Origin of the sequence: Terribium retamae (genome assembly GCF_022347545.1) — a bacterium.
GTDB classification, from domain to species: domain Bacteria; phylum Pseudomonadota; class Alphaproteobacteria; order Rhizobiales; family Rhizobiaceae; genus Mesorhizobium; species Mesorhizobium retamae.
In genome coordinates this window covers 348,050-368,311 of sequence record NZ_JAKREW010000001.1, presented here as the reverse complement: position 1 = coordinate 368,311, position 20,262 = coordinate 348,050, and the positions used below count along the sequence as shown (strand labels likewise).

17 protein-coding genes are annotated in these 20,262 nt (G+C 60.4%); 11 read left to right on the top strand and 6 right to left on the bottom strand.

Going from position 1 to position 20,262, the window contains the following annotated elements:
• Positions 1-53 precede the first annotated feature (53 nt).
• The 5 genes from L4923_RS01660 (at position 54) to L4923_RS01640 (ending at position 5,353) form a co-directional block, all read left to right on the top strand.
• Positions 54-1,457, top strand: a complete 1,404-nt coding sequence (locus L4923_RS01660) for an aminotransferase family protein (RefSeq protein ID WP_239361603.1) — start codon at positions 54-56, stop codon at positions 1,455-1,457.
• Positions 1,458-1,459: 2 nt separating this feature from the next.
• The gene (locus tag L4923_RS01655; protein ID WP_343302635.1) at positions 1,460-2,413 is read left to right on the top strand and encodes a 3-hydroxyacyl-CoA dehydrogenase NAD-binding domain-containing protein; all 954 of its coding nucleotides are present in this window, start codon (positions 1,460-1,462) and stop codon (positions 2,411-2,413) included.
• Positions 2,410-3,222, top strand: coding sequence for a beta-keto acid cleavage family enzyme (locus L4923_RS01650; protein WP_239361601.1), 813 nt, complete (start codon positions 2,410-2,412; stop codon positions 3,220-3,222). Before L4923_RS01655 ends, L4923_RS01650 begins: the two co-directional genes overlap by 4 nt.
• Positions 3,215-4,126, top strand: a complete 912-nt coding sequence (locus tag L4923_RS01645) for a siderophore-interacting protein (protein WP_239361600.1) — start codon at positions 3,215-3,217, stop codon at positions 4,124-4,126. The genes L4923_RS01650 and L4923_RS01645 overlap by 8 nt, the downstream gene beginning before the upstream one ends.
• A 66-nt stretch (positions 4,127-4,192) precedes the next feature.
• Positions 4,193-5,353: a serine hydrolase domain-containing protein gene (locus L4923_RS01640; RefSeq protein WP_239361599.1), complete on the top strand. Its 1,161-nt coding sequence runs from the start codon at positions 4,193-4,195 to the stop codon at positions 5,351-5,353.
• A 6-nt stretch (positions 5,354-5,359) separates the two neighbouring features.
• On the opposite strand, the gene L4923_RS01635 is transcribed toward L4923_RS01640, so the two are convergent.
• Positions 5,360-6,052, bottom strand: a complete 693-nt coding sequence (locus L4923_RS01635) for a GntR family transcriptional regulator (protein ID WP_239361598.1) — start codon at positions 6,050-6,052, stop codon at positions 5,360-5,362.
• Positions 6,053-6,405: 353 nt separating this feature from the next.
• Here L4923_RS01635 and L4923_RS01630 point away from each other — a divergent pair, with 353 nt between their 5' ends.
• The 3 genes from L4923_RS01630 (at position 6,406) to L4923_RS01620 (ending at position 10,043) form a co-directional block, all read left to right on the top strand.
• The gene (locus L4923_RS01630; protein ID WP_239361597.1) at positions 6,406-7,257 is read left to right on the top strand and encodes an alpha/beta hydrolase; all 852 of its coding nucleotides are present in this window, start codon (positions 6,406-6,408) and stop codon (positions 7,255-7,257) included.
• A gap of 80 nt (positions 7,258-7,337) precedes the next feature.
• The gene (locus L4923_RS01625; protein WP_239361596.1) at positions 7,338-8,885 is read left to right on the top strand and encodes an ABC transporter substrate-binding protein; all 1,548 of its coding nucleotides are present in this window, start codon (positions 7,338-7,340) and stop codon (positions 8,883-8,885) included.
• Positions 8,886-8,984: 99 nt separating this feature from the next.
• A complete protein-coding gene (locus L4923_RS01620; protein ID WP_239361594.1) occupies positions 8,985-10,043 on the top strand; it encodes a C45 family autoproteolytic acyltransferase/hydrolase in 1,059 nt (352 codons plus the stop codon).
• Positions 10,044-10,085: 42 nt separating this feature from the next.
• On the opposite strand, the gene L4923_RS01615 is transcribed toward L4923_RS01620, so the two are convergent.
• Genes L4923_RS01615 through L4923_RS01600 form a run of 4 tightly spaced genes read right to left on the bottom strand, consistent with a single transcriptional unit; the run spans position 10,086 to position 14,698 of the window.
• Complete coding sequence (locus L4923_RS01615) at positions 10,086-11,711, bottom strand: dipeptide ABC transporter ATP-binding protein (RefSeq protein ID WP_239361592.1); 1,626 nt, start codon at positions 11,709-11,711, stop codon at positions 10,086-10,088.
• A 40-nt stretch (positions 11,712-11,751) separates the two neighbouring features.
• Complete coding sequence (locus L4923_RS01610; protein WP_425530889.1) at positions 11,752-12,579, bottom strand: ABC transporter permease; 828 nt, start codon at positions 12,577-12,579, stop codon at positions 11,752-11,754.
• The gene (locus L4923_RS01605; RefSeq protein WP_239361589.1) at positions 12,576-13,517 is read right to left on the bottom strand and encodes an ABC transporter permease; all 942 of its coding nucleotides are present in this window, start codon (positions 13,515-13,517) and stop codon (positions 12,576-12,578) included. The genes L4923_RS01610 and L4923_RS01605 overlap by 4 nt, the downstream gene beginning before the upstream one ends.
• Positions 13,514-14,698 (bottom strand): C45 family autoproteolytic acyltransferase/hydrolase, encoded by a 1,185-nt coding sequence (locus L4923_RS01600; RefSeq protein WP_239361587.1) that lies wholly within the window; start codon positions 14,696-14,698, stop codon positions 13,514-13,516. Before L4923_RS01600 ends, L4923_RS01605 begins: the two co-directional genes overlap by 4 nt.
• 134 nt (positions 14,699-14,832) lie before the next feature.
• Here L4923_RS01600 and L4923_RS01595 point away from each other — a divergent pair, with 134 nt between their 5' ends.
• Positions 14,833-15,741 carry a GntR family transcriptional regulator gene (locus tag L4923_RS01595; RefSeq protein WP_239361585.1) on the top strand — a complete coding sequence of 303 codons (909 nt, stop codon included), beginning with the start codon at positions 14,833-14,835 and terminating at the stop codon, positions 15,739-15,741.
• A gap of 53 nt (positions 15,742-15,794) precedes the next feature.
• Here the strand turns inward: L4923_RS01595 and L4923_RS01590 are convergent, their stop codons facing one another.
• Complete coding sequence (locus tag L4923_RS01590; protein ID WP_239361583.1) at positions 15,795-16,742, bottom strand: heme/hemin ABC transporter substrate-binding protein; 948 nt, start codon at positions 16,740-16,742, stop codon at positions 15,795-15,797.
• A gap of 188 nt (positions 16,743-16,930) precedes the next feature.
• Between L4923_RS01590 and L4923_RS01585 the strand changes: the two genes are divergently transcribed.
• Both L4923_RS01585 and L4923_RS01580 read left to right on the top strand, forming a co-directional pair.
• Positions 16,931-19,045, top strand: coding sequence for a TonB-dependent hemoglobin/transferrin/lactoferrin family receptor (locus L4923_RS01585; protein ID WP_239361581.1), 2,115 nt, complete (start codon positions 16,931-16,933; stop codon positions 19,043-19,045).
• 12 nt (positions 19,046-19,057) lie between these two features.
• Positions 19,058-20,134: a siderophore-interacting protein gene (locus L4923_RS01580; RefSeq protein ID WP_239361580.1), complete on the top strand. Its 1,077-nt coding sequence runs from the start codon at positions 19,058-19,060 to the stop codon at positions 20,132-20,134.
• Positions 20,135-20,262 lie beyond the last annotated feature (128 nt).

Genomic DNA, 20,262 nt, shown 5'->3' with positions numbered 1-20,262 from the left:
ACAAGAAGATGCACTGACGTTGCTGAACATTTCCGGTTCGGGAGGAGCAGAAAATGGTGGCAGGCGCTGACGGCCAGGCTCTGGTGGCCCTCGATCGTGAGACCCAGTTTCATCCCTTCACCGCAATCGCAGATCAGCAGGGCAACGGGGCATTGGTGATGGCGCGGGCATCGGGTTCCTCCATCACCGATGTTTCCGGCAAGACCTATCTCGACGGCGCTGCCGGTCTCTGGTGCGTCAACGTCGGGTACGGGCGCGCTGAAATATCCGACGCGATCCATCGTCAGTCGCTGGAACTGCCTTATTTCCATTCCTTCAACACGGTTGCCAACGAACCGAGCATAAGGCTGTCGGAAAGGCTTTTGAAACTCGCGCCGGACGGAATGCGGCGTGTGTTCTACGGTCAGTCCGGTTCGGATGCCAACGACACGGCAGTGAAGATGCTGTGGTCGTACAACATGCTTCGCGGCAAGCCGGAAAAACGCAAGATCATCTCACGCTCCTATGCCTATCATGGTGTGACGGCGGCGGCTGGCAGCCTGTCAGGCATTCCGATGGTTCACCAGAACTTCGGACTGCCGCTCGATTTCGCAAGGCACGTATCACGTCCTGACTTTTATCGGGATGCGCCAGCGCGGGACTGTGCCACTGAAGAATCCTATTCCGCCTTTCTCGCCCAGGAGCTTGAGGAAACGATCCTCACCGAGGAGGCAGATACAGTTGCGGGTTTCATCGCCGAGCCGGTGATGGGTACCGGCGGTGTGCTGCCGCCGCCAGCCGGCTACTTTGAAGCGATCGCCAAAGTGCTGGACAAGCATGACGTCCGGCTCGTCGCAGACGAGGTCATCACCGGGTTCGGACGCGTCGGCGCATGGTTCGCGTCCGAACTCTATGGCATCGAGCCGGATCTGATCGTTACCGCCAAAGGCCTGACCAGTGGCTATCTGCCGTTGTCGGCGGTTCTGGTTGGCGAACGCATCTGGTCGGTGTTCGAAGAAGCCTCACGTGATGGGCGCCCGTTTGCGCATGGTTTCACTTACTCAGGACACCCGACCTGCGCTGCGGCCGCCCTGGCCAATCTGGACATTCTCGAACGGGAAAAGCTTGTCGAACGCGTCGCGGCGATGGCGCCTTCATTCAGGTCGTATTTTGCGGAGACTCTGCTCAATCTCCGGTTGGTCGGCGACGTGCGTAGCGCCGGCTTCATGATGGGCGTGGAGCTTGTCGCCGATCGGGCAACGAAGGCGGCATTTCCGGCTTCGCTGAAAGTCGCCGGTCGTGTCGCTTTGTCGGCGCGCCGTCGCGGTGTGCTGGTCCGCGCATTGCCGAACTCCGATGTGATCGCGCTGTCCCCACCCTTTGTGGTGACGGAGGCAGAGTTGTCGCGACTTGCCGAGACATTGCGCGACGCGATCGACGAGGTGACGGCAGACCTCGTCCGTGAAGAGCATCTCTGAAAATGATGAAGGCGGGGACTTTTCGATCTGAGACGATCGAGACGGTCGCTGTTGTCGGCACAGGGCTGATCGGCTCGGCTTGGGTAGCCTTTTTCCTGCGTTCCGGTCTCAAAGTGCGCGCCCATGATCCTCAGCCGGGCGCGGAAATGCGAATGCGCAAAACCGTCGATGATGCGCTTCGAGATCTGTCACAGCTGAAACCTGTCGCCGGTGTATGCGTGGACAATCTCTTCTTTTTCGAGCGTCTCGAAGACGCTTTGGTCGCTTGCGATTACGTTCAGGAGAACGCGCCCGAACAACTGTCGCTCAAGCAGGATCTGCTTGCCGCAATCGATGCCGTCGCGGCGCCTGATGTGGTGATCGGCTCCAGCACCTCTTCATTCATGGCCAGCGATTTGCAGCGGCGGTGCAGGCACGCGGAACGGGTCCTGGTTGCGCATCCCTTCAATCCGCCGCATCTCGTTCCTCTTGTCGAGCTGGTGAAAGGGGAGGCGACGGCACAGGCGGCGCAAGACGCCGCGTATGAATTCATGGAGCGCATCGGCAAGGTGCCGATCAAGGTGGCGCGTGAAGCTCCCGGGCACGTTGCGAACCGCATGACGGCGGCTCTGTGGCGCGAAGCTGTGCACATCGTTGCCGAAGGTATCGCCAGCGTTGCGGACGTCGATCGAGCCATCCGCTCGGGCCCCGGTCTGCGCTGGGCAATCGACGGCCCGCACATGCTTTATCACCTTGGCGGCGGCGAGGGCGGTATCGCCTCCTATCTGAAACATCTCGGCCCGGCACAGGAAGCCCGGTGGGCATCGCTTGGTTCCCCGCAGCTGGATGCGGAAACCTGTGACGCCTTGGTTGCGGGCATCGAGGATGAGGCTGCAGGCAAGAGTATCGAAGAACTGGCGGTGCGCCGCGACAGGTTGCTGATTGCATTGCTGCGCACACTGGAGAGCGCCGCATGAGCGACATGCCGATCCTGCCGCGCATCATGGTTGCACCGAACGGCGCCCGACGCACGAAGGCCGACCACCCGCGCCTGCCGATCTCCGCAGAGGAAATTGCCACGACTGCGGCAACATGTTTTGCGGCGGGGGCAGGGGGCATCCATCTGCATGTGCGGGACACCGGTGGCCGGCATGTGCTTGATGCTGGTCGCTACCGGCAGGTTATCGGGCTGATCAACATGGCTGTGCCGGAGATGATGGTCCAGGTCACTACCGAGGCTGTGGGCCTCTACACGCCCGCAGAGCAGATGGCGTTGGTGCGGGACTTGCGGCCCCGCGCGATTTCCGCTGCGGTCCGTGAATTCGTCCCCAATGAGGATACCGAGACGGTTGCTGCCGACTTCTACGACTGGTGCGTTAGCCAAAGCATCGCCGTTCAGCACATTGTCTATGATGCCGGTGACGTTCTCAGGCTCGCGGAGCTCATCAGGCGCGGGGTCGTACCGGAAGCAGGTCTTTCGGTGCTTTACGTTCTCGGTCGCTATTCCGTAGACCAGGAAAGCCGCGCCGACGATCTGGAGCCTTTCCTGGAAGCCGCTTCCACGCTGCCGGTTCAACCGGATTGGATGGTGTGCGCCTTCGGCCGCGGCGAAACCGAGGCACTTTCCGCCGCGCTTGCCGCTGGAGGAAAAGCACGGGTGGGCTTTGAAAACAGCCTGTGGAACGCCGACGGTTCGATTGCTGCTTCCAATGAAGAACGTGTGGCTGCTATCGCCGCGGTCACTAGGCAGGTTGGAAGCGCCGGAAAAGGGGCTCCTCGTGGCTGAACAGAGCGCTTATCGCATTTTCGATGTTCGTCACGCTGGCAGGCAGATCCTGTCGCCCCATATGGCACGCATCACCTTTACCGGTGACGACGTTGCCGCCATGGCGACATTCGCGCCAGACCAACGCATCAAGCTGTTTTTCCCGAAAGCGGACGGGACCTTGCCGGCGATCCCGAACCGGCCAGACTGGTATGATATCTATCGCGCCGTGCCGCCGCGCGAGCGAGCGCCCATGCGCACGTACACGATCCGATATCTGCGTGCTGATCGCTGCGAGGTCGATGTCGATTTCGTGCTGCACGGCGGCAATGCGCCGGCATCACGCTGGGCCCTGAATGCACAACCCGGCGACCCCATACAGATATCGGCGCCGAACGCGAAGTACAGCGGCGAGATTGGTGGCTACGAGTGGCAGCCGCCGGCGGGTGCCCGGCACGTTCTGCTGCTTGCCGATGAAACCGCGCTGCCGGCGGCCGCCGGCATTCTGGAGGAATTGGCTGCGCGCGCCCTGCCACCGCGTGTCGATGCCTTCCTGGAGGTTCCGGCGGAGGCCGATAAGCTCGACCTGCCGTCCTGGGGCGGCCTCGATGTGCGTTGGCTGGTCCGCGAAGGCTCCGCCGGGCAAACGCATGCATATGGCGACAAGATGATAACGGCTGCCAGTCAGGTTGAGCTGCCGGAGGAAGTTTTGTCCGCTTCGAATGCCGAGGCGCTGGTGGAGCCCGATGGCGACGATCTGCTTTGGGATCGTGCGTCATCCGCACCCAGCACATTCTACGCCTGGGTGGCCGGAGAGACCGGAGCGGTCAGCCGGATACGCACGGCACTCGTCAAGGAGCGCGGGATCGATCGACGGCTCGCAAACCTGATGGGTTACTGGAAATTCGGCAGAGAGCGCGAGTAGCCGCGAGCGGCTTGGCCTGCCGAGATCTCGTGCGGTTTGTCTCCTTTGTTCAATACGGAAGAAAAAATGCAAAACTCCATAACAGACCGTGCGCAGATCGATCTGGCGAATTGGCGCACGAGGCCGCATTCGTCCTGGGCGTTTCACAACGCCGCCGAGCTCGTGCCGACGGCTACAATCCGGAGTGCCCGTTTGCAGGAAAGCCCGGCATGCGAACTGGGCGATTTCGCAGACATCGCGGTCGAGGATCTCGACGGGGAATCGCGCAGCCTGCGTGACTTCCTGGTGAAGAACCACACCGATGCCTTCGTGATCATGCGCGGTGGCGAATTCATCGCCGAGTGGTGTGCCGACCACAACGACGCCTCCAAGCCGCATCTGGTCTTCTCGGTGTCGAAGTCGATCACCGGCCTTCTGGCCGGAGCTCTGGTCGGAAACGGCAAGCTCTCGCTGGATGCCGTCGCCGGCGACTATGTTCCGGAAGCGATTGGTTCAGCCTACGGGGATGTTCCTGTCCGCGACCTGCTCAACATGCAGGTGAGCATCGACTTCGATGAGATCTATCTCGACCGCAGCGGTGCGTTCGACCGCTACAGGAGGGCCATGCTCTGGAACCCCGAGCACAAGGATGAAGCGACGCCGGATCTCAAGAGCTTTCTGTGCACACTGCCTAAAGCCTCACATCCGCACGGGACGAAGCACCTCTATCGTTCGCCCAACGCCGACATGGCTGCGCTGGTGATCGAGCGGGCCGCCGGCGAACGTTTTGCGGAGCTGCTCAGTCGCCTGCTATGGCGGCCGATGGGAGCCCATACCGATGCGCATATAACAGTAGACCGGGCCGGAAATCCGCGTGCATCCGGGGGCATTTCGATGACCGCACGCGATCTCGCGCGTGTCGGTGAACTGGTGCGCCAGGGTGGTCGCGGCGTGATCCCTGCGGAATGGGTGGCAGGTCTCTGGGAAGGCGGCGACCGCGCCATCTGGGCAGCAGGCGACCAGGCCAATTGTCTGCCCAACGGCAGCTACCGCAACTATTGGTACGAAACCGGCGCCGGCCAACTGGCGGCGATGGGAATCCATGGCCAATGGCTTTGGATCGATCCCAAAACGGAAACGGTAATCGTGAGGCAGTCGGCGGAAAGCAATCCGATCGACGAGGCAATGGATCAGGTGATGATCAAGCTGATGAAGAAAGTCTCCGCTTTCGGCCAGAAGCCAGGCTGATCGGGCTCAGGCCTCGGGGAATTTGACGTGCTTCAGCAGATGTTGATAGCCGTCATTGATATCCCTGACGATGGCGGCGCGGGCACGGGCGCCATCATGCTCTGCGATCGCCGCTACGGCCTCATCGTGGTAGTCGATGTCGAGGATGGAGGCGAGATTGTCCTCGTAGCCCGTGGTCAGGTTTCGCAGGAACGGGCCAACTTGCATCCACACGGTCTCGATCAGAAAAATCATCTGATCGTTGCCGCAGTGGCGGTAGATCGAGAATTTGAAATTGTAGTTCTTGCGCAGGTAGTCGTTGATGACGCCGGCCTGAGCGGCCTCGGTCAGTTCGGCGCAGTTGCGGCGGATCGTGCGCAGCGCATTGCCATTGATGCGCTGCGCGGCAAGTTCCGTCGCCGAGCCTTCCAGAAGCGTGCGTACCGCCGTCAATTGGGAAAACCGTTCGGCCGAGATGACCGGGACTTCCATGCTGCCATTGGGCAGTGGGCTCAAGGCTCTCAGCGCCTGAAGGCGCATGAAGGCGCTGCGCACCGGCATGTCGCTGGTCCCGAGTTCCTTGGCGACCTTTCGCGACGTCAGCTTCTGGCCGGGCGCAAACTGGCCCGACATCAGCGCACGGACGATCTCAAGATAGACTTTTTCGTGCAGAGGTGCGGTATCGACGGCAGTCAGTCCAAGTTGCATCTTTTCGGCCATTGGCGGTGCGCTACTTCAGCGTCTGAAATCCACGCATCTAGCTACAGTTCAAATTGCGAAAGCCACAATGCGTGTCGATTGCGCTCAAGCGTTCGGCGGCCGAAGCTCGCATTATTTCAAGGACATAATGGCTGCTGGCGCGCCGTATCGCAAGCGTTGCAACGAGGCCAGGCAGCTTTTGCCCACGACATGCACATGATCTTGTCGCCACGGAAATGCTGCCAGGCGTTCGGGCTTTGACGTTGATGGATGCAAAGTGCGCTTGATTGCCATGACTTCTTCAAAAATATGCTTTTCAGTTAAACAAAATCATGAAATAGTCATTGCCAACAAGAAGCGTCGAAGAGGGTGACATGCGGAACGTCCAAGGGCACGGCAAGAAGCTCTCCTACTACGATTTCGGGCACACGACGGTTTACGCTTCGCGTTACGATCAGCGCTTCGCCTACTGCGCCTATGTTCCGCAGGACTACGATGAGGATGGTGACAAGACCTATCCGCTTGCCGTGATCGTTCACGGCACCGAGCGTGGCATGGAAGCCTATCGCAACGCTTTTGCCGATTTCGCCGAAGCCAATGGCGTCATCGTGCTGGCGCCGTTGTTTCCGACCAGCATTTGTTTTCCGGGCGATCTGTCATCCTACAAGATGCTGCGTCACGGCGATCTCCACTACGACGCCGTGATGCTCGATATGATCGAAGAGATGCGTGAGCGCTATCGCATCCGCGGTGAGCGCGTGATGATGTATGGTTTCTCGGGCGGAGGACATTTCACCCACCGCTTCCTGTTTCTGCACCCAGAACGGTTGCTTGCTGCCTCGATCGGTGCGCCGGGCGTGGTGACGCTGCTCGACTTTGACAACGATTTCTGGGTCGGCGTGCGCGACTTCGAGAAGGTTTTCGGCAAGAAGATCGACCTCGACGCAATGCGCAAGGTCGCGGTGCAGATGGTCATCGGTGGGGATGATCTGCAGACCTGGGAGATCACGATTACAAAGGATGACGCCTGGTGGATGCCGGGAGCCGATCTTGCGGGAGCCACTCGCAATGACCGTATGCGTGCACTGAAGGCGAGTTTCGAAAAGCATGGCATCACAGTCCAGCACGACATCGTGCCAGGCATCACGCATGACGACCTGCATCTCGTGCCCAAGGTCAAGGAATTCTTCGCAAGGACGCTGAAGCAGAATTCGGCGTCCAGCTAAGAACGAAAACAATTCGTCAGCTGGAGAACAAAAAGATGGGAACAGCCTTGTTAGTGGGAAGAAGACAGATCCTTAAAGCGATGGCGGCCGCGCTCATGGTCACCGTTGCCTTGCCCGTGATGGCCGAGGAGCCGCCGAAGAAAGGCGGTACGCTCAATGTCCGCCTGAATGCCGACATCCGCTCCACCAATGGCATTCAGCGCGATGCAAACACCGATACGGTCATGCATCAGATATTCGAGACCCTCGTCGGCTACCGCGCCGACCTGTCGATCGGGCCGGTGCTGGCGGAAAGCTGGAAAATGTCAGAAGACGGCAAGGCCTATACCTTCACGCTACGCGAAGGGGCGGTCTATCACAATGGCGACAAGGTTACCGCCGCCGATGTGAAGTGGAACTGGGAACGTCGGATGAACCCGGCCAACGAATGGTTGTTCATCACCAGTTTTGACGGCACCCAGGGCCTCAAGGTCGAAGCCGTCGAGGTAGTCGACGAGCGCACCGTCACGTTCAAGCTGAATGCACCCAACGCGCTCTTTTTGCCTCTGCTGGCTGGCCTCCAGGCTAATATCTGGGTCGCCAGCCCCAAGAATGTCGGCGCCGACGGCAAATGGATCGGTGATTCAGCGATCGGCAGTGGCCCATTCAAGCTGAAGGAATGGGTCAAAGGGCAATATATCGCGCTGGATCGGTTCGATGGCTACAAACCGATTGCTGAGGAGCCGAGCGGCTTCGCCGGCAGCCGTGAGGCCTATGTCGATCACGTCCGCTTTACGATCATTCCCGACACCTCTGCTGCCGAGGCCGCACTTTTTGCGGGCGAGATCGATATCCTGCCCAACTTCGAAACGACGCGCATTGAAGAAGCAAAGTCTCGCGGCGTTAACCTGGTCTCGTCGCAGGGGCTGTCCTGGACAGCGATCCTTCTGCAGACCAACGATCCGCTTTTGTCCAATCCGAAGATGCGGAAGGCATTGGCGCATGCCGTGGACATCTCACAGATCGCCGCTGCTCGCACCAACGGCCTGGCCAAGGCCGATCCTTCGGCCGTGGCGCCCGCGACCGCTTTCTATGACGACAGCTTTTCCTCGCAATGGCCGCAATACGATCCGACGAAGGCTCAGGCGCTGGCAGCGGAAGCCGGCTACAAAGGCGAAAAGTTGAAGATCCAGACCAACACGCGCTATCAGGGCATGTACGAGAACTCGGTTCTTCTGCAGGCCATGCTCACGGCTGCCGGATTCAATGCAGAACTGGAGGTGCTCGACTGGGCGGCGCAGCTGGACAATTATCTGGCCGGCAAATTCCAACTGCAATCGTTCGGTTTTTCCGCCCGTTTCGACCCGTCGCTGATGTATAGCACGATCATGGGCGACAAGAAAACCGACCCGACAGCTCAATGGGACAGTCCAAAGGCCTGGGAGCTTTATCTCAAATCGGTAGCTACAGATAAGTTCGAAGAGCGCAAGGCTGTTTTCAAGCAGTTGCACACGCTGATGGCCGAAGAAGTGCCGATGCTCGGCCTCTATTTTGAGCCGTCGGTAGAGGCAACTTCGTCGAAAGTGAAAGGTTATACCGCCTGGCCGGCCGAGAACCCGCGGACCTGGGGTGTGTGGAAATCCGAGTAGCGGTCACCCCGACAAATATCCGTTGGATCGGGGGCGCGGGCCCCCGATCATGTTTTCGGGCGTTCCAAAATTCCGGGCATGAGCGAATGGAGATGATCAATGCGCACTGAGGACTTGCCTGTTGTCGACTGTGCCGGAGATGCGCGGCGGCGAGGGCAGGCGCATGGTGAGGCGCTGCGCGGCGTGATTTCCGCCAAGGTGGAGCGTTGGCGAGAAGCGATCGGCGAAGCTTATGCGATGTCTGCCTCGCTGTTCCTTCCTCGTTTCCTTGAGGCGACGGATTTCCGCGCGGCGATTGCGCAACACACTCCGGATCTTGCCGATGAAGTCGTCGGTATCGCCGACGGCGCAGGGTTGCCCGAGGAAACCGCCTATGCGCTTCAATTGATGGATGAAGAATGGTGGTGGGGTCGTTCGAACGCCGCTCACTGCAGCAGTCTCGCAGTAGCGCCTTCCGATGGCTTGCCGGCGCTGGTCGCGCAGACGATGGATCTGCCGCGCTGGCACGATGGCGCCCAGGCACTGCTCAAGATCCGGGACGGAAATCACGAAAGTCTGGTTTTCACCTCAGCAGGCATGATCGGCCTGATGGGCGTTTCTGGGCGCGGTCTCGGCATCTGCGTCAATACGCTGAGCCAGCTTGCCGTCAATCCGCGCGGGCTGCCTGTAGCCTTCGTCATGCGCGGCGCGCTGACGCGCGGGTCGGTTGCTGCCGCCGGCGATTTCCTTGTTCGGGTGCCGCACGCGTCAGGCCAGAACTATCAATTGGGTGATCGAAGCGAGGCGCGCACTTTCGAATGTTCGGCGGGCGGTGCTGTCCAGGTGCCGTTCTCGAACGGCTGTTCCCCACATACCAATCATCCATTGATCAGTACCGACCGACGCGACGAGACCGTGCGAATGGAGGGCAGCGAGGATTCTCGCGGCCGGTTGCATAGCCTGCAGACGGATATTGCCGCCACGCCCGATGTCGCGGCAGTCAAAGCAATTCTTGCCGCACGACGGCCAGGTGGCATCGTCTCAATAACACCGCAAAGTGCGGCATTGACCGCACCGATGACGATCGGTTCGGTGATCTACTCGCTCGGAGAAAACGTAGAGCTTTCCGTCTGCGCAGGGCCGCCTAGCCACGAAAGCTGGCGCGAGATCATCGTATGACAGGGCTGTCAGCGCATTCGTACCCAGTTTGATGCCGCGCCATCAGCGCGCCATCGCCTGTTCCAGCGGATTGGTCTCCGCAAAGCGGCGATCAATCAGCATCGCTGCTTCCAGCAACTGGCGCGTGTAAGGGTGTTGCGGCCGATCGATGACGTCGTCGCGTTCGCCAATCTCGACGATGCGCCCGTCCTGCATGACGGCGATGCGGTCGGCGACCTGCTCGACTGCACCAAGATCATGCGAAACGAACAGGCAGGCGAAATTATGCCGTGCCTGCAATTCACGGATCAGCAGCAGGATCTGCTTCTGCACGGTCATGTCGAGCGCCGAGACAGGTTCGTCGGCCACCACGAAAGCAGGGCGCCCGACAATGGCGCGCGCGATCGCAACGCGCTGACGCTGTCCTCCCGACAATTGATGCGGAAAGCGTCTGCGGAAATCCGATGACAACCCGACTTCCGTGAAAACCTGTTCGACACGCCGCTCGCGTTCGGCAGCGCTCATCGATTTGTCGAGTTTAAGCGGTTCCGCGATAATGTCGGCAATTCGCTGGCGCGGGTCGAGCGAAGAATAGGGGTCCTGGAAGACGATCTGCATCTCGCGATGGCGACCATGACGATCCGCCGGTTCAAGCCCCTCTGCACCGAGAAACGAGATCTCACCGGATGTCGGCTTGACCAGGCCTACAATGGCGCGGCCAAGCGTGGTCTTGCCAGATCCGGACGCTCCGACAAGTGCCAGCGTCTCGCCTCGGCGAACCGTGAGATCGACGCCATGAACTGCGCGTTTGGCCTCCGTCCTGGAGAAGAGCCGATTGCGGCCGGGATAGTCGATGACGACATCGCGAATTTCGACAATCGGCTTGCCGCAATCGCCGCCACGGGTGCCGCCGGCACTCCTCTGCGGCAGCGCATCGAGCAGTCGACGCGTGTAGTCGTGCGTCGGTGCGCGGAGGACTTCAGAGCTCGGACCGCTCTCCACTGCCTTGCCCTCGCTCATCACGACGACATTGGGGATGTAGTGGGAGACCATGCCGAGGTCATGGCTGATCAGCAACACCGCAGTGCCGTTGGCCTGTGTCAGTTCGACCATTAGGTCCAGCACGTCGCGCTGCACCAGCGTGTCGAGTGCCGTGGTGGGCTCGTCGGCAATGAGCAGCCGCGGTTTCAACAGCATGACCGATGCCAGCATAATGCGCTGGCGCATGCCGCCGGAGAATTCGTGCGGATAAGCGGCCAGGCACTTTGCGGGTTCCTTGATGCGGATGCGCTCCAACATTGCCAGTGAACGGTCGCGGATTTCTACCTTGGCGAGCTTATGATGCAGGCGCAGGCCCTCCGCCATCTGCTCACCAATGGTGACGGCCGGATTGAGCGAGACCATCGGCTCCTGGAAAACCATGCCGATCTCCGCGCCGCGCACCTTGCGCATAGCCTTGGGTTCGAGACGAGTGAGGTCACTATCTTTGAACAGGATCCGGCTTTGCGGCGCTGTCACCAAAGGCTGTGGCAACAGGCCAAGGATGGCACGAGCCGCCATCGTCTTGCCGGAACCGGATTCACCCACCAGTGCCATCATGTCGCCCGCGGCCAGGTCGAAGCTCAGCGCATCGACGATGCGCTTGCCGCTTGGGCCAACTGTTATGGTCAGGTCACGTACCGAAAGCATGTCATTCTTCTCAAAGGCCATACCATCCATCATCGTGACCTCAGAGTTTGGGATCGAGCCAATCGCGAACCGCATCACCAAGCATGTTGATGCCGAGCAATGTGATGGAGATGCAAAGACCGGGCAGGATAATGAGATGCGGCGCCTGGCTGATATAGGGGCGGGCGGTCGACAGCATACTGCCCCAGCTCGGCGCGGGTGGCGGAACGCCGAGGCCGAGGAAAGAAAGCGCGCTTTCCGAGAGGATCACCCAGCCGAACATGGTCGTGGCCAGCACGATGATCGGCGCGACGCAGTTGGGAAGCACGTGGCGAGCCATGGTGATGAACTCGCTGTTGCCCATCACACGCGAGGCCTCGACATATTCGCGCTCGCGGATGGACAGCACGGCAGCGCGCACCACGCGCACGACGATCGGCATATAGGCAAGTCCCAGTGCCAGCACGATGCCGTCGCGGCTGGCCCCGATCACGGCCATGATGCCGAGCGCCAGAAGCAAGCCGGGGAAGGCGAGAAAGGCATCGTTGATCATCATCAGGATACGGTCGGTCCAGCCGCGCAGGAAGCCGGCCGCAATGCCGAACACCGTGCCGGTGACGAGCGCGAACAGTACCGTTGCGAAGGCGATCCAGGCACTGGTGCGTGCACCGCTCACCAGACGGCTGAGAATGTCGCGTCCGAACTCGTCGGCACCAAGCAGATGTCGCGCTGAGGGGCCGGCCAGCCGAGAGGGCAGGTCGAGCTTCAGCGGATCGTAGCCCACCAGCCATGGTCCGGCTATTGCCGTGACAAGCAGGAGGGTGGTCACAGTGATGCCGAAGACGGCATTAAATTTCAAACGGGATTGTCCAAGCGCCAGCGCGATCATGCTGCAACCCGCGGATCGAGGAAGGGATAGAGCAGGTCCACGATCAGATTGACGACGACGTAGATCGCCGCCACGAAAAGCATCGTGCCCTGAACCACGGGATAGTCCCGCGCATAGATGGCATCGACCAACAATCGGCCGAGACCCGGCAGAGTGAAGACCGTCTCGATGACGGCAATGCCGCCGAGCAGGCTGCCAAGCACGAAGCCGATCAGCGTCAATGTCGGTGCGAACGCGTTCTTGAAGGCATGGCGCCACATCACCGCCGGCTCAGACAGGCCCTTCGCCCGGGCGTGGGTAATGTATTCCAGCCGGGCCACTTCGATGGTGCTGGCACGCGCCATGCGGGCGATTGGCCCTGCTTCGCTCAAGACCAGCGTGGTGACCGGCAGCACGATATAGACGAGCGCCGGCCAAAAGCCTTGGCTGAAAGGCACGTAGCCGATGACTGGCAACCAGCCGAGATGGAGCCCGAAAACGAGCAGGAGCATGAGGCCGAGCCAGAAACTCGGGATCGACAGAAGGATGGTGGACACTGCGATGACGCCTACATCGCCGGGGCTGTTCTGTCGCCACGCGGCCAGCATGCCGGCTGGAACAGCAATCAAGGCGGCGATGAGCACACCAAGGAGAACGATGCTGGCGGAAACGGAAAACGCGTTGAGAATGAGCGGCAGGACATCCTGTCCTGTGCTGATCGACTTGCCGAAATCACCGGTCAGCGCATTGCCGACCCAGATCAGGTATTGAGCAACGACGGGCTTGTCCAAGCCCATCTGGATACGCATGGCTTCGACCTGGCCAGGCTTGGCGAGGTCCCCCAGCATCAGGGCGGCCGGATCTCCCGGGATAAAGCGAAGCAGGCCGAATACGGCAATCGATACCAGGATCAGTGTCGGTATCGCGCTGGCGATACGGGTGAGGATAAAGCGAGTCATCTTTCTCCCACGGCACGAGCTACGGTTTCGGGACGGCCGCTGCTGCTGCGTTCGATGCGGGCAAGCACGGCGTCATCCATGGCGAGATCGTAGCGGGTGAATTCACGGCATTCAGCGGGTAGCGGCGCGATCTCCATGAAACCGGCGGCTGGTTCGAAGATGATCATCGCAACTGTTGCGGAGATGTTCCCGCCCTCCTTGCGGACCGGCGGCCTACAGACGCTGAGCGGCCAGGCGAATTCGTCGAAAAGGGCGTCCTTGAGATCGGTTGCGGTGATGTCGCCCTGGCTCTTCGTAAGCCGGCGCTTTACCCGGTAGTCACGGTAGAAACTGTCCGGCACGTCTTTCAAGCCCGTTTCCTTGAGCTTCGACAAGGCGACGGGGCTCTGCCAGTGGTTGGCATGCACGATGAGATCATTGTCGGGATAGATGGAGAAAGCCTCGTCCGGAGCACATTCCAGATCGACGGCGAAACCCTCCGCCGTGGACAGGATCATGTTGTTGGAGCCCGACTTTGGCGTAATCGCCACGACACGGACGGCATCGGCGAAATGCGCTGCTTCCAACGCTCGACGTCGGATGAAGGGCAGGGGAATGCCGATCTCGCGATAGTCACGATCCGATTCCAGATAGTTGGCGGTGATGCCGATGCCGGCTGCATTGAAGCCGCTGCGGGCCAGTCCGCCGGCTTCGGTGAAAGTCAGCAGATCGGGGCCGTCAGCTCGCCTGATGCGCAGCACGACGGAGGTTTCGGCGCATTCGGCGCGCCAGTCCCAGTTCTGGCCATGAATCAATCGGCCGTCGCGTGTCGCGTCCGGCAGGATCACGGCACCGGTGCAGCCGTCCGGCTCGTCGTCGGCTATGCCTTTCTCGCGCCGTGCCAGCTGCAGCACTTCTGTGCGCGCGTTGACCATCAGGATCGATGCCAAGTCGACATTTGCGCCGGCAGCGATGCCTTCCATCTCCTCGACAAGATCGGGCGCCCATTCCCGGAGGCGTGGGAGGAAGAGCCCAGAGAATCGGCTGATTTCCTCGCCGGCGAAGCCGAGCTTCACCAGCTGCGAAGCGTAGAGCGAAATCGACAGGCCAATGCGATCCCGCGCCTGCTCACCATAAGCTCGCCCACGTTGGGATGGCGTTCCGCTGACGTCGACGAGCGGGAAGTGGGGAACGACTGTCATGCGGGCACCTCGAAAACGATGAAGTTTGAGCATAATGCATTTTGATTACATGAAAAGCATTATTTTTAGGAAATCACCCTCTTCGTTATGTCGCGAGTGCTGACTATAATGCGAAGCTCCAATCAGGAGGTTGCATGGATCGGCATGAGGAGGACGGCGATCGAGGCGAGGCGGCAAGCCCGCTGCAGATCGATCTGGCGCGGCGTATCCTCGATCGCATTCGCGATTCAGGCTGGGGGGTTGGAACCCGCATTTCCGTGCCGGATCTCGCGCGCACCTTTGGTGTCTCGCGCTCGCCGGTCAGCGGGGCCCTCGAACTCCTGGTGTCAAAAGGTATTTTGGCCCCGTTGGAAACACGTGGGTTGCAGGTTGCGCTCGATGTCACCGGCCTCGATACGGCCGAGGTGCTCCCCAGTTCGCCCCTCGAGGAGCTCTATCGGCGCATGATGCGCGAGCGCGCGCTTGGAGACCTGCCACAGGAGGTTTCGGAAGCCGAACTGATCCCGCGCTATGGCGTCTCGCGCGGCATCATCCGCAAGCTCCTGCTGCGTTTTGCCGCCGAAGGCCTGGTGCAGCGTCTGCCGGGGCATGGCTGGCGCTTTGCGGATTCGCTGGTCGGCGAGGATGCCTATCGCGAGAGCTATGAGTTCCGCGCTGCGGTCGAATGCGCTGCGCTGCGCTCTGCCGGCTTCCATGCTGACCCGCAAGTGCTGACACCGGTGAGGCGAGCGCATGAACGGGTGCTGAGCGATACCGGCAGCATCGGTGGCGACGAGTGGTTTCGCATCAATGCGTCATTCCATCAGGGGCTGGCGATCTGCTCGGGCAACCGCTTTCTGGCCGACGCGGTGCGCCAGCAGAACAATCTGCGCCGCATGCAGGAATCGGCGGGATTTGATGAGCTGCCTCCGGAACGCATTGAACAGTCGTGTCGCGAACATCTGGCCATACTAGACGCCATCGATGCGGGCGACATGGATTGGGCCGAAGCCTTGCTGCGGCAACATCTGAGGCAGGCGTCGGAATTTGCCACTTTGTCGTAGCGGGTCTGAACGGTCCGGCCCGGAGCATTTGACCGCGAGCCGCTTGGAGTTCGTCAGTTGCCGGCGGCGATATCCGGATACAGGGCTCGGGCCAGGTCGCGTATGGCATCAGCCGTGCGCGGGCCGAAACCAATCATGTAGGCTCCGTCGAGCACAAGAAGCGCCTCGGTTCTCGCTGCAGGGGTGGCAGCGAGCGCAGGCACGGCAAACACCTCACTCGCTGTCGGGCCGCCCTTGCCATCGCCCATCATCAGGATGACGTCAGGCGCAAGCTCGATCAATTTCTCTTCCGAAGCGGCCTTGTAACCAACAACTTCCGCCATCGGATTGATGCCGCCGGCATAACGGATGATGGCATCAGCCGCAGTGTCGGCACCGGCCGCCGTCAGGCGTACGAGGCCATGAAAAAACACCACTTTCCTACGCCGTTCTGTCGGAATATCGGCGGTAAGTCTTGTCGCGACGTCGAACGTTTCCATCACCTGGCGGGACAAGTTCGTCCCAGCTTTCTCGAGATCGAGCGTCGCAGCGACAAGCTCGACCTTGCGTCGAATTCCGTCGCGCGAGTTGTCCTCCGGAACATAGACAATAGGGATCGTCAGGGATGACAGCACATCGACGGCTTCCGCAGGCCCAATGTCATCCGCCGCGATGATCAAATCCGGATCGAGCGCCGCCAAGCCTTCGACCGAAAGCTTGCGCCTGTAACCGACATTCGGCTTCTCGGCTGCGGCCTGAGGATATCTGCTGCCGCGGTCGACGGCGACAATGCGCTCGCCAGCGTTGAGCGCGTAGACGATCTCCGTGATGTCGGACCCGAGCGTGACAATTCGCTTGGCCGCGCCCGTGTCGACCAGGCGTCCTCTAGCATCGACAACTTCCGCGGCTTCCGCGTTGGAGCAGATGAAAATAGCTACCATCAGGAAGGACAGCACGAGGGCTCCCACGCGCTTTGTCGAACGAGAGACCACAACATTACCCGGATGCAGGTCTGTAGCCACGGCTTGGTCCTTGATTTCGAAGGATGTCGTTTTTCCGTTTGAAGTCTATACGAATAAAGTTGACTAATGTCATCAAGTTTAAATATCTAACCGCTGCTGCCGCCAATCGGCAGCCTATTCAAACTGCCAGCAGCGCCCGTCGGGTACCGCCAGCCATGCATTTCATGAGCGCGGGGGCTCGATCCGGAATGAAATCTATACACAAGACGGCATGGTTGGCCGGTACGGCGCTTCCAATTCTATGCTGCACACTGATGGGTTGGCCGGCGAATGCCCAGAGCGCGCTGTCGACAGCTGAAACGGGCAAGACCGAGCGGTTGAGTGCCGCAGAAGTACAGCAACCGACAATGCTCGATCGCATCACCATCACCGCCACCATGGTGAAAGGTGCCGTGGTCGACGCACTGGCGGCAATCAGTGCCGTCGACGGCACGGAGATCGAGCGAATCCAGCCAGATACGGCTGCAGATATCTTCCGTGCCACGCCCGGCGTTGCGGCATCGATGAACGGAGACGATCCGGCAACCGCGATCAACATACGTGGACTGGAGCAGTATGGCAGGGTTGTGGTTACTTTGGACGGCGCACGCCAGGACTATTGGCGTGTAGGTCATGGCTCCGGCTCATTTTACGTGGAGCCGGAATTGATCAAGGAAGCGACTGTCATCCGTGGTCCGGTCTCCAATGCCTATGGCTCGGGCGGCATCGGCGGCGTGGTTTCCTTCGAAACCAAAGATGCGGGCGATTTCCTCATAGCGGAGGAACGGTGGGCGCTCAGCGAGAAACTCGGCTACGAAAGCAACGGCACGGGCTTTACCACCAGCACGACCGGCGCCTATCGATTCAGCGACGATGCGGATGTGATCGGTAACCTGGTTTACCGCAACCGCGACGCCTACAAGGATGGCAACGGAGACGAGGTCCCTTGGACCGGCGAGACGGTGACAAGTGGCTACCTTAAGACCACACTGCGTCCTGCAGATGGACATGAGCTCAAGCTTGGCCTGATCCTGCAGAATTACAATGACTTCATTACCGGTTCGAGCGGATCTACATCGCCGACCTTGAGCCGCTACGATGCCGACACGGTGAACCAGACCTATACCACCGCGTACTCGTTCCGGCCTGAAGGCAACGATTTGATCGACTTCAGTGCCAATCTCTACCACAACCGAACCAAGGCGGATCAGGCGCAAGTCTGGCCGAAATCGGCGATCGGTCAATCACGCTATTATGAGGTCGCGACGACCGGGTTCAACCTGAAGAATTCCTCGCGCTTCGACGGGGCAGGGATCGCACACACCGTCACATATGGTGCCGATTACTACCATCTGACCGGAGATTCGGATGCGGCCCATTTTGGTGCAGGCAAGCAACAGGGCTATGGCGGGTTCCTGCAATGGCAGGGGGACTATAGCAACTGGCTGCAGGTCATCACCGCATTGCGTTACGACGGATACACGCTTGACGGGCAGACCCGAACGAAGCCGCCGGTTAACGCCTCGGTCTCGGGAGACCGCTGGTCGCCTCGTGTCACCGTCGGAATTACCCCGGTCGAGGGGTTCCAAGTGTATGGAACCTACTCGGAGGGCTACAGGGCGCCCGGACTTCAGGACGTCTACCGCGGTGGCGGCGCGCATGGTTCCGGAGACACCTACATTCCCAATCTTCTCCTGCGGCCGGAAACGGCAAGAAGCTGGGAAGCCGGTGTCAATCTCAAATACAACGACGTGCTGACGGCCGGTGACCTTGTTCGCGGCAAGGTCAACCTGTTCCACACCGATGTCGAGGATTACATCGACGTCGATCTGACCACGACGCCGCGGACGGCCATCAACATCGGCGATGCTCGGCTCAAGGGCGTCGAGGCAGAAATGGTCTATGACTATGGCGCGGGCTTCGTAAATCTGTCCGGCGCGCTGGTGGACGCCAAGATCGTCGATGGCATCTACGCCGGCCAGACCTTGAACAACACGCCGCTCGACCGGTTCGCTGCAACAATCGGCTTCCGCGCGCTTGAGGACAAGCTGAGCTTCGGAGCGCAATATCTCAGCATCGGCAAGATCACACGCACGAACCGGTCGCGGCCGAAGGACCCATCGATCGTCGACCCCGGCTTCAACCTCGTGAATGTTTTCGCCAATTGGCAGATCAACGATCATGCCCAGCTGGATTTCGGAATCGATAACGTCTTCAACACGTCCTACACGGACCCGCAGAGTTCATGGTCGACCACGGCTGCAACCGAACAGGGGAAGGGCAGGACATTCAAGATTGCCCTGACCGGTCGCATTGGCGGTTGAGGAAGGGAGATCATGACCGTGTTGAATTGCGAAGCCAGAGTGCGGCTGCCGAACCTGGCGAATTATCTGCATCAGATCATCGACAGGGTACAGAGTTTCGAAGCCAGGATATCTCAACACAAGGATCGAGCGGATTTCCGCTTCGCGTTCGGTGAGGCCCGGTTTGAGATGAATGCCGACCTGCTGGTCTTGCGCGCCAGCTCCGACGATCGTGACGGCCTCGCGCGTATCAAGGACATTCTGGCCACAGCAATCGAGATTTACGCCAGGCTGGACGAGCCTGAGATCATCTGGACAGGGGATCTTGCTCGGGACACTCGCCCCGCCCAGTTCCGGGAAATGACGGTTATCCATGTTGCCGATTTGACCCCGCACATGCGACGCATTCGGCTGGCTGGAGATGATCTCGGTCGTTTCGGCAAGTTCCAGGGAATGCACGTTCGCATTCTGTTTTCGACGCAGGCCAATCCGGATCCGGTTTGGCCAAGCCTCGGGGCGAACGGATTGCCGGTGTGGCCTTCGGACGAGAAGAGGCCGACAGCTCGCGTCTACACCATTCGCGCACTTGATCTGGAGGCCGGCCACATGGATGTGGATTTCCTCATCCACGAAGGGGAAAGCGTTGGTTCGGCCTGGGCTATCCAGGCGAGGGCAGGTCAAAAGGTCGGCATCATGGGACCGGTCGGACGCCCCGTGCGGTCAGCTGACTGGTATGTGATGGGCGCCGATGAAACGGGCCTGCCCGCAGTGGGCCGGTTGCTGGAAACTTTGCCACCGCAAACGAGGGGGATCGCTTTCGTTGAAATCGCTGACAGTGCCGAAAGGCAACGGATAAACAACGCAACGCAGATCGAACTGCGTTGGCTGGAGCGCAACGGCAAGGCGCCGGGAACGGATGGACGCTTGGCCGAACAGGTTCTGTCGGCCGAATGGCCGAAGGAAGGCACCGCCTTCGGCTGGTTTGCGGCAGAGGCGGAAGCAGCCAAGCTCGTCCGCGAGACCTGGCGAGGTCAAATGAAGCTCGACCGGGATCAGACCATAGCTGCCGCTTACTGGCGTCGCGGCCAGGCGGGCTTGATGGCTGGATAGCCGACGAAAACTTCAGGGCAGGGCCTTGGTGGGTGGAGCGGTGAAGGACATATGATGTCGCTCCCGGCAATTTGCGCAACGATATCCGTCACCGCAGACATCTCCGGTCCCCGCCTTGGATTTCCTCG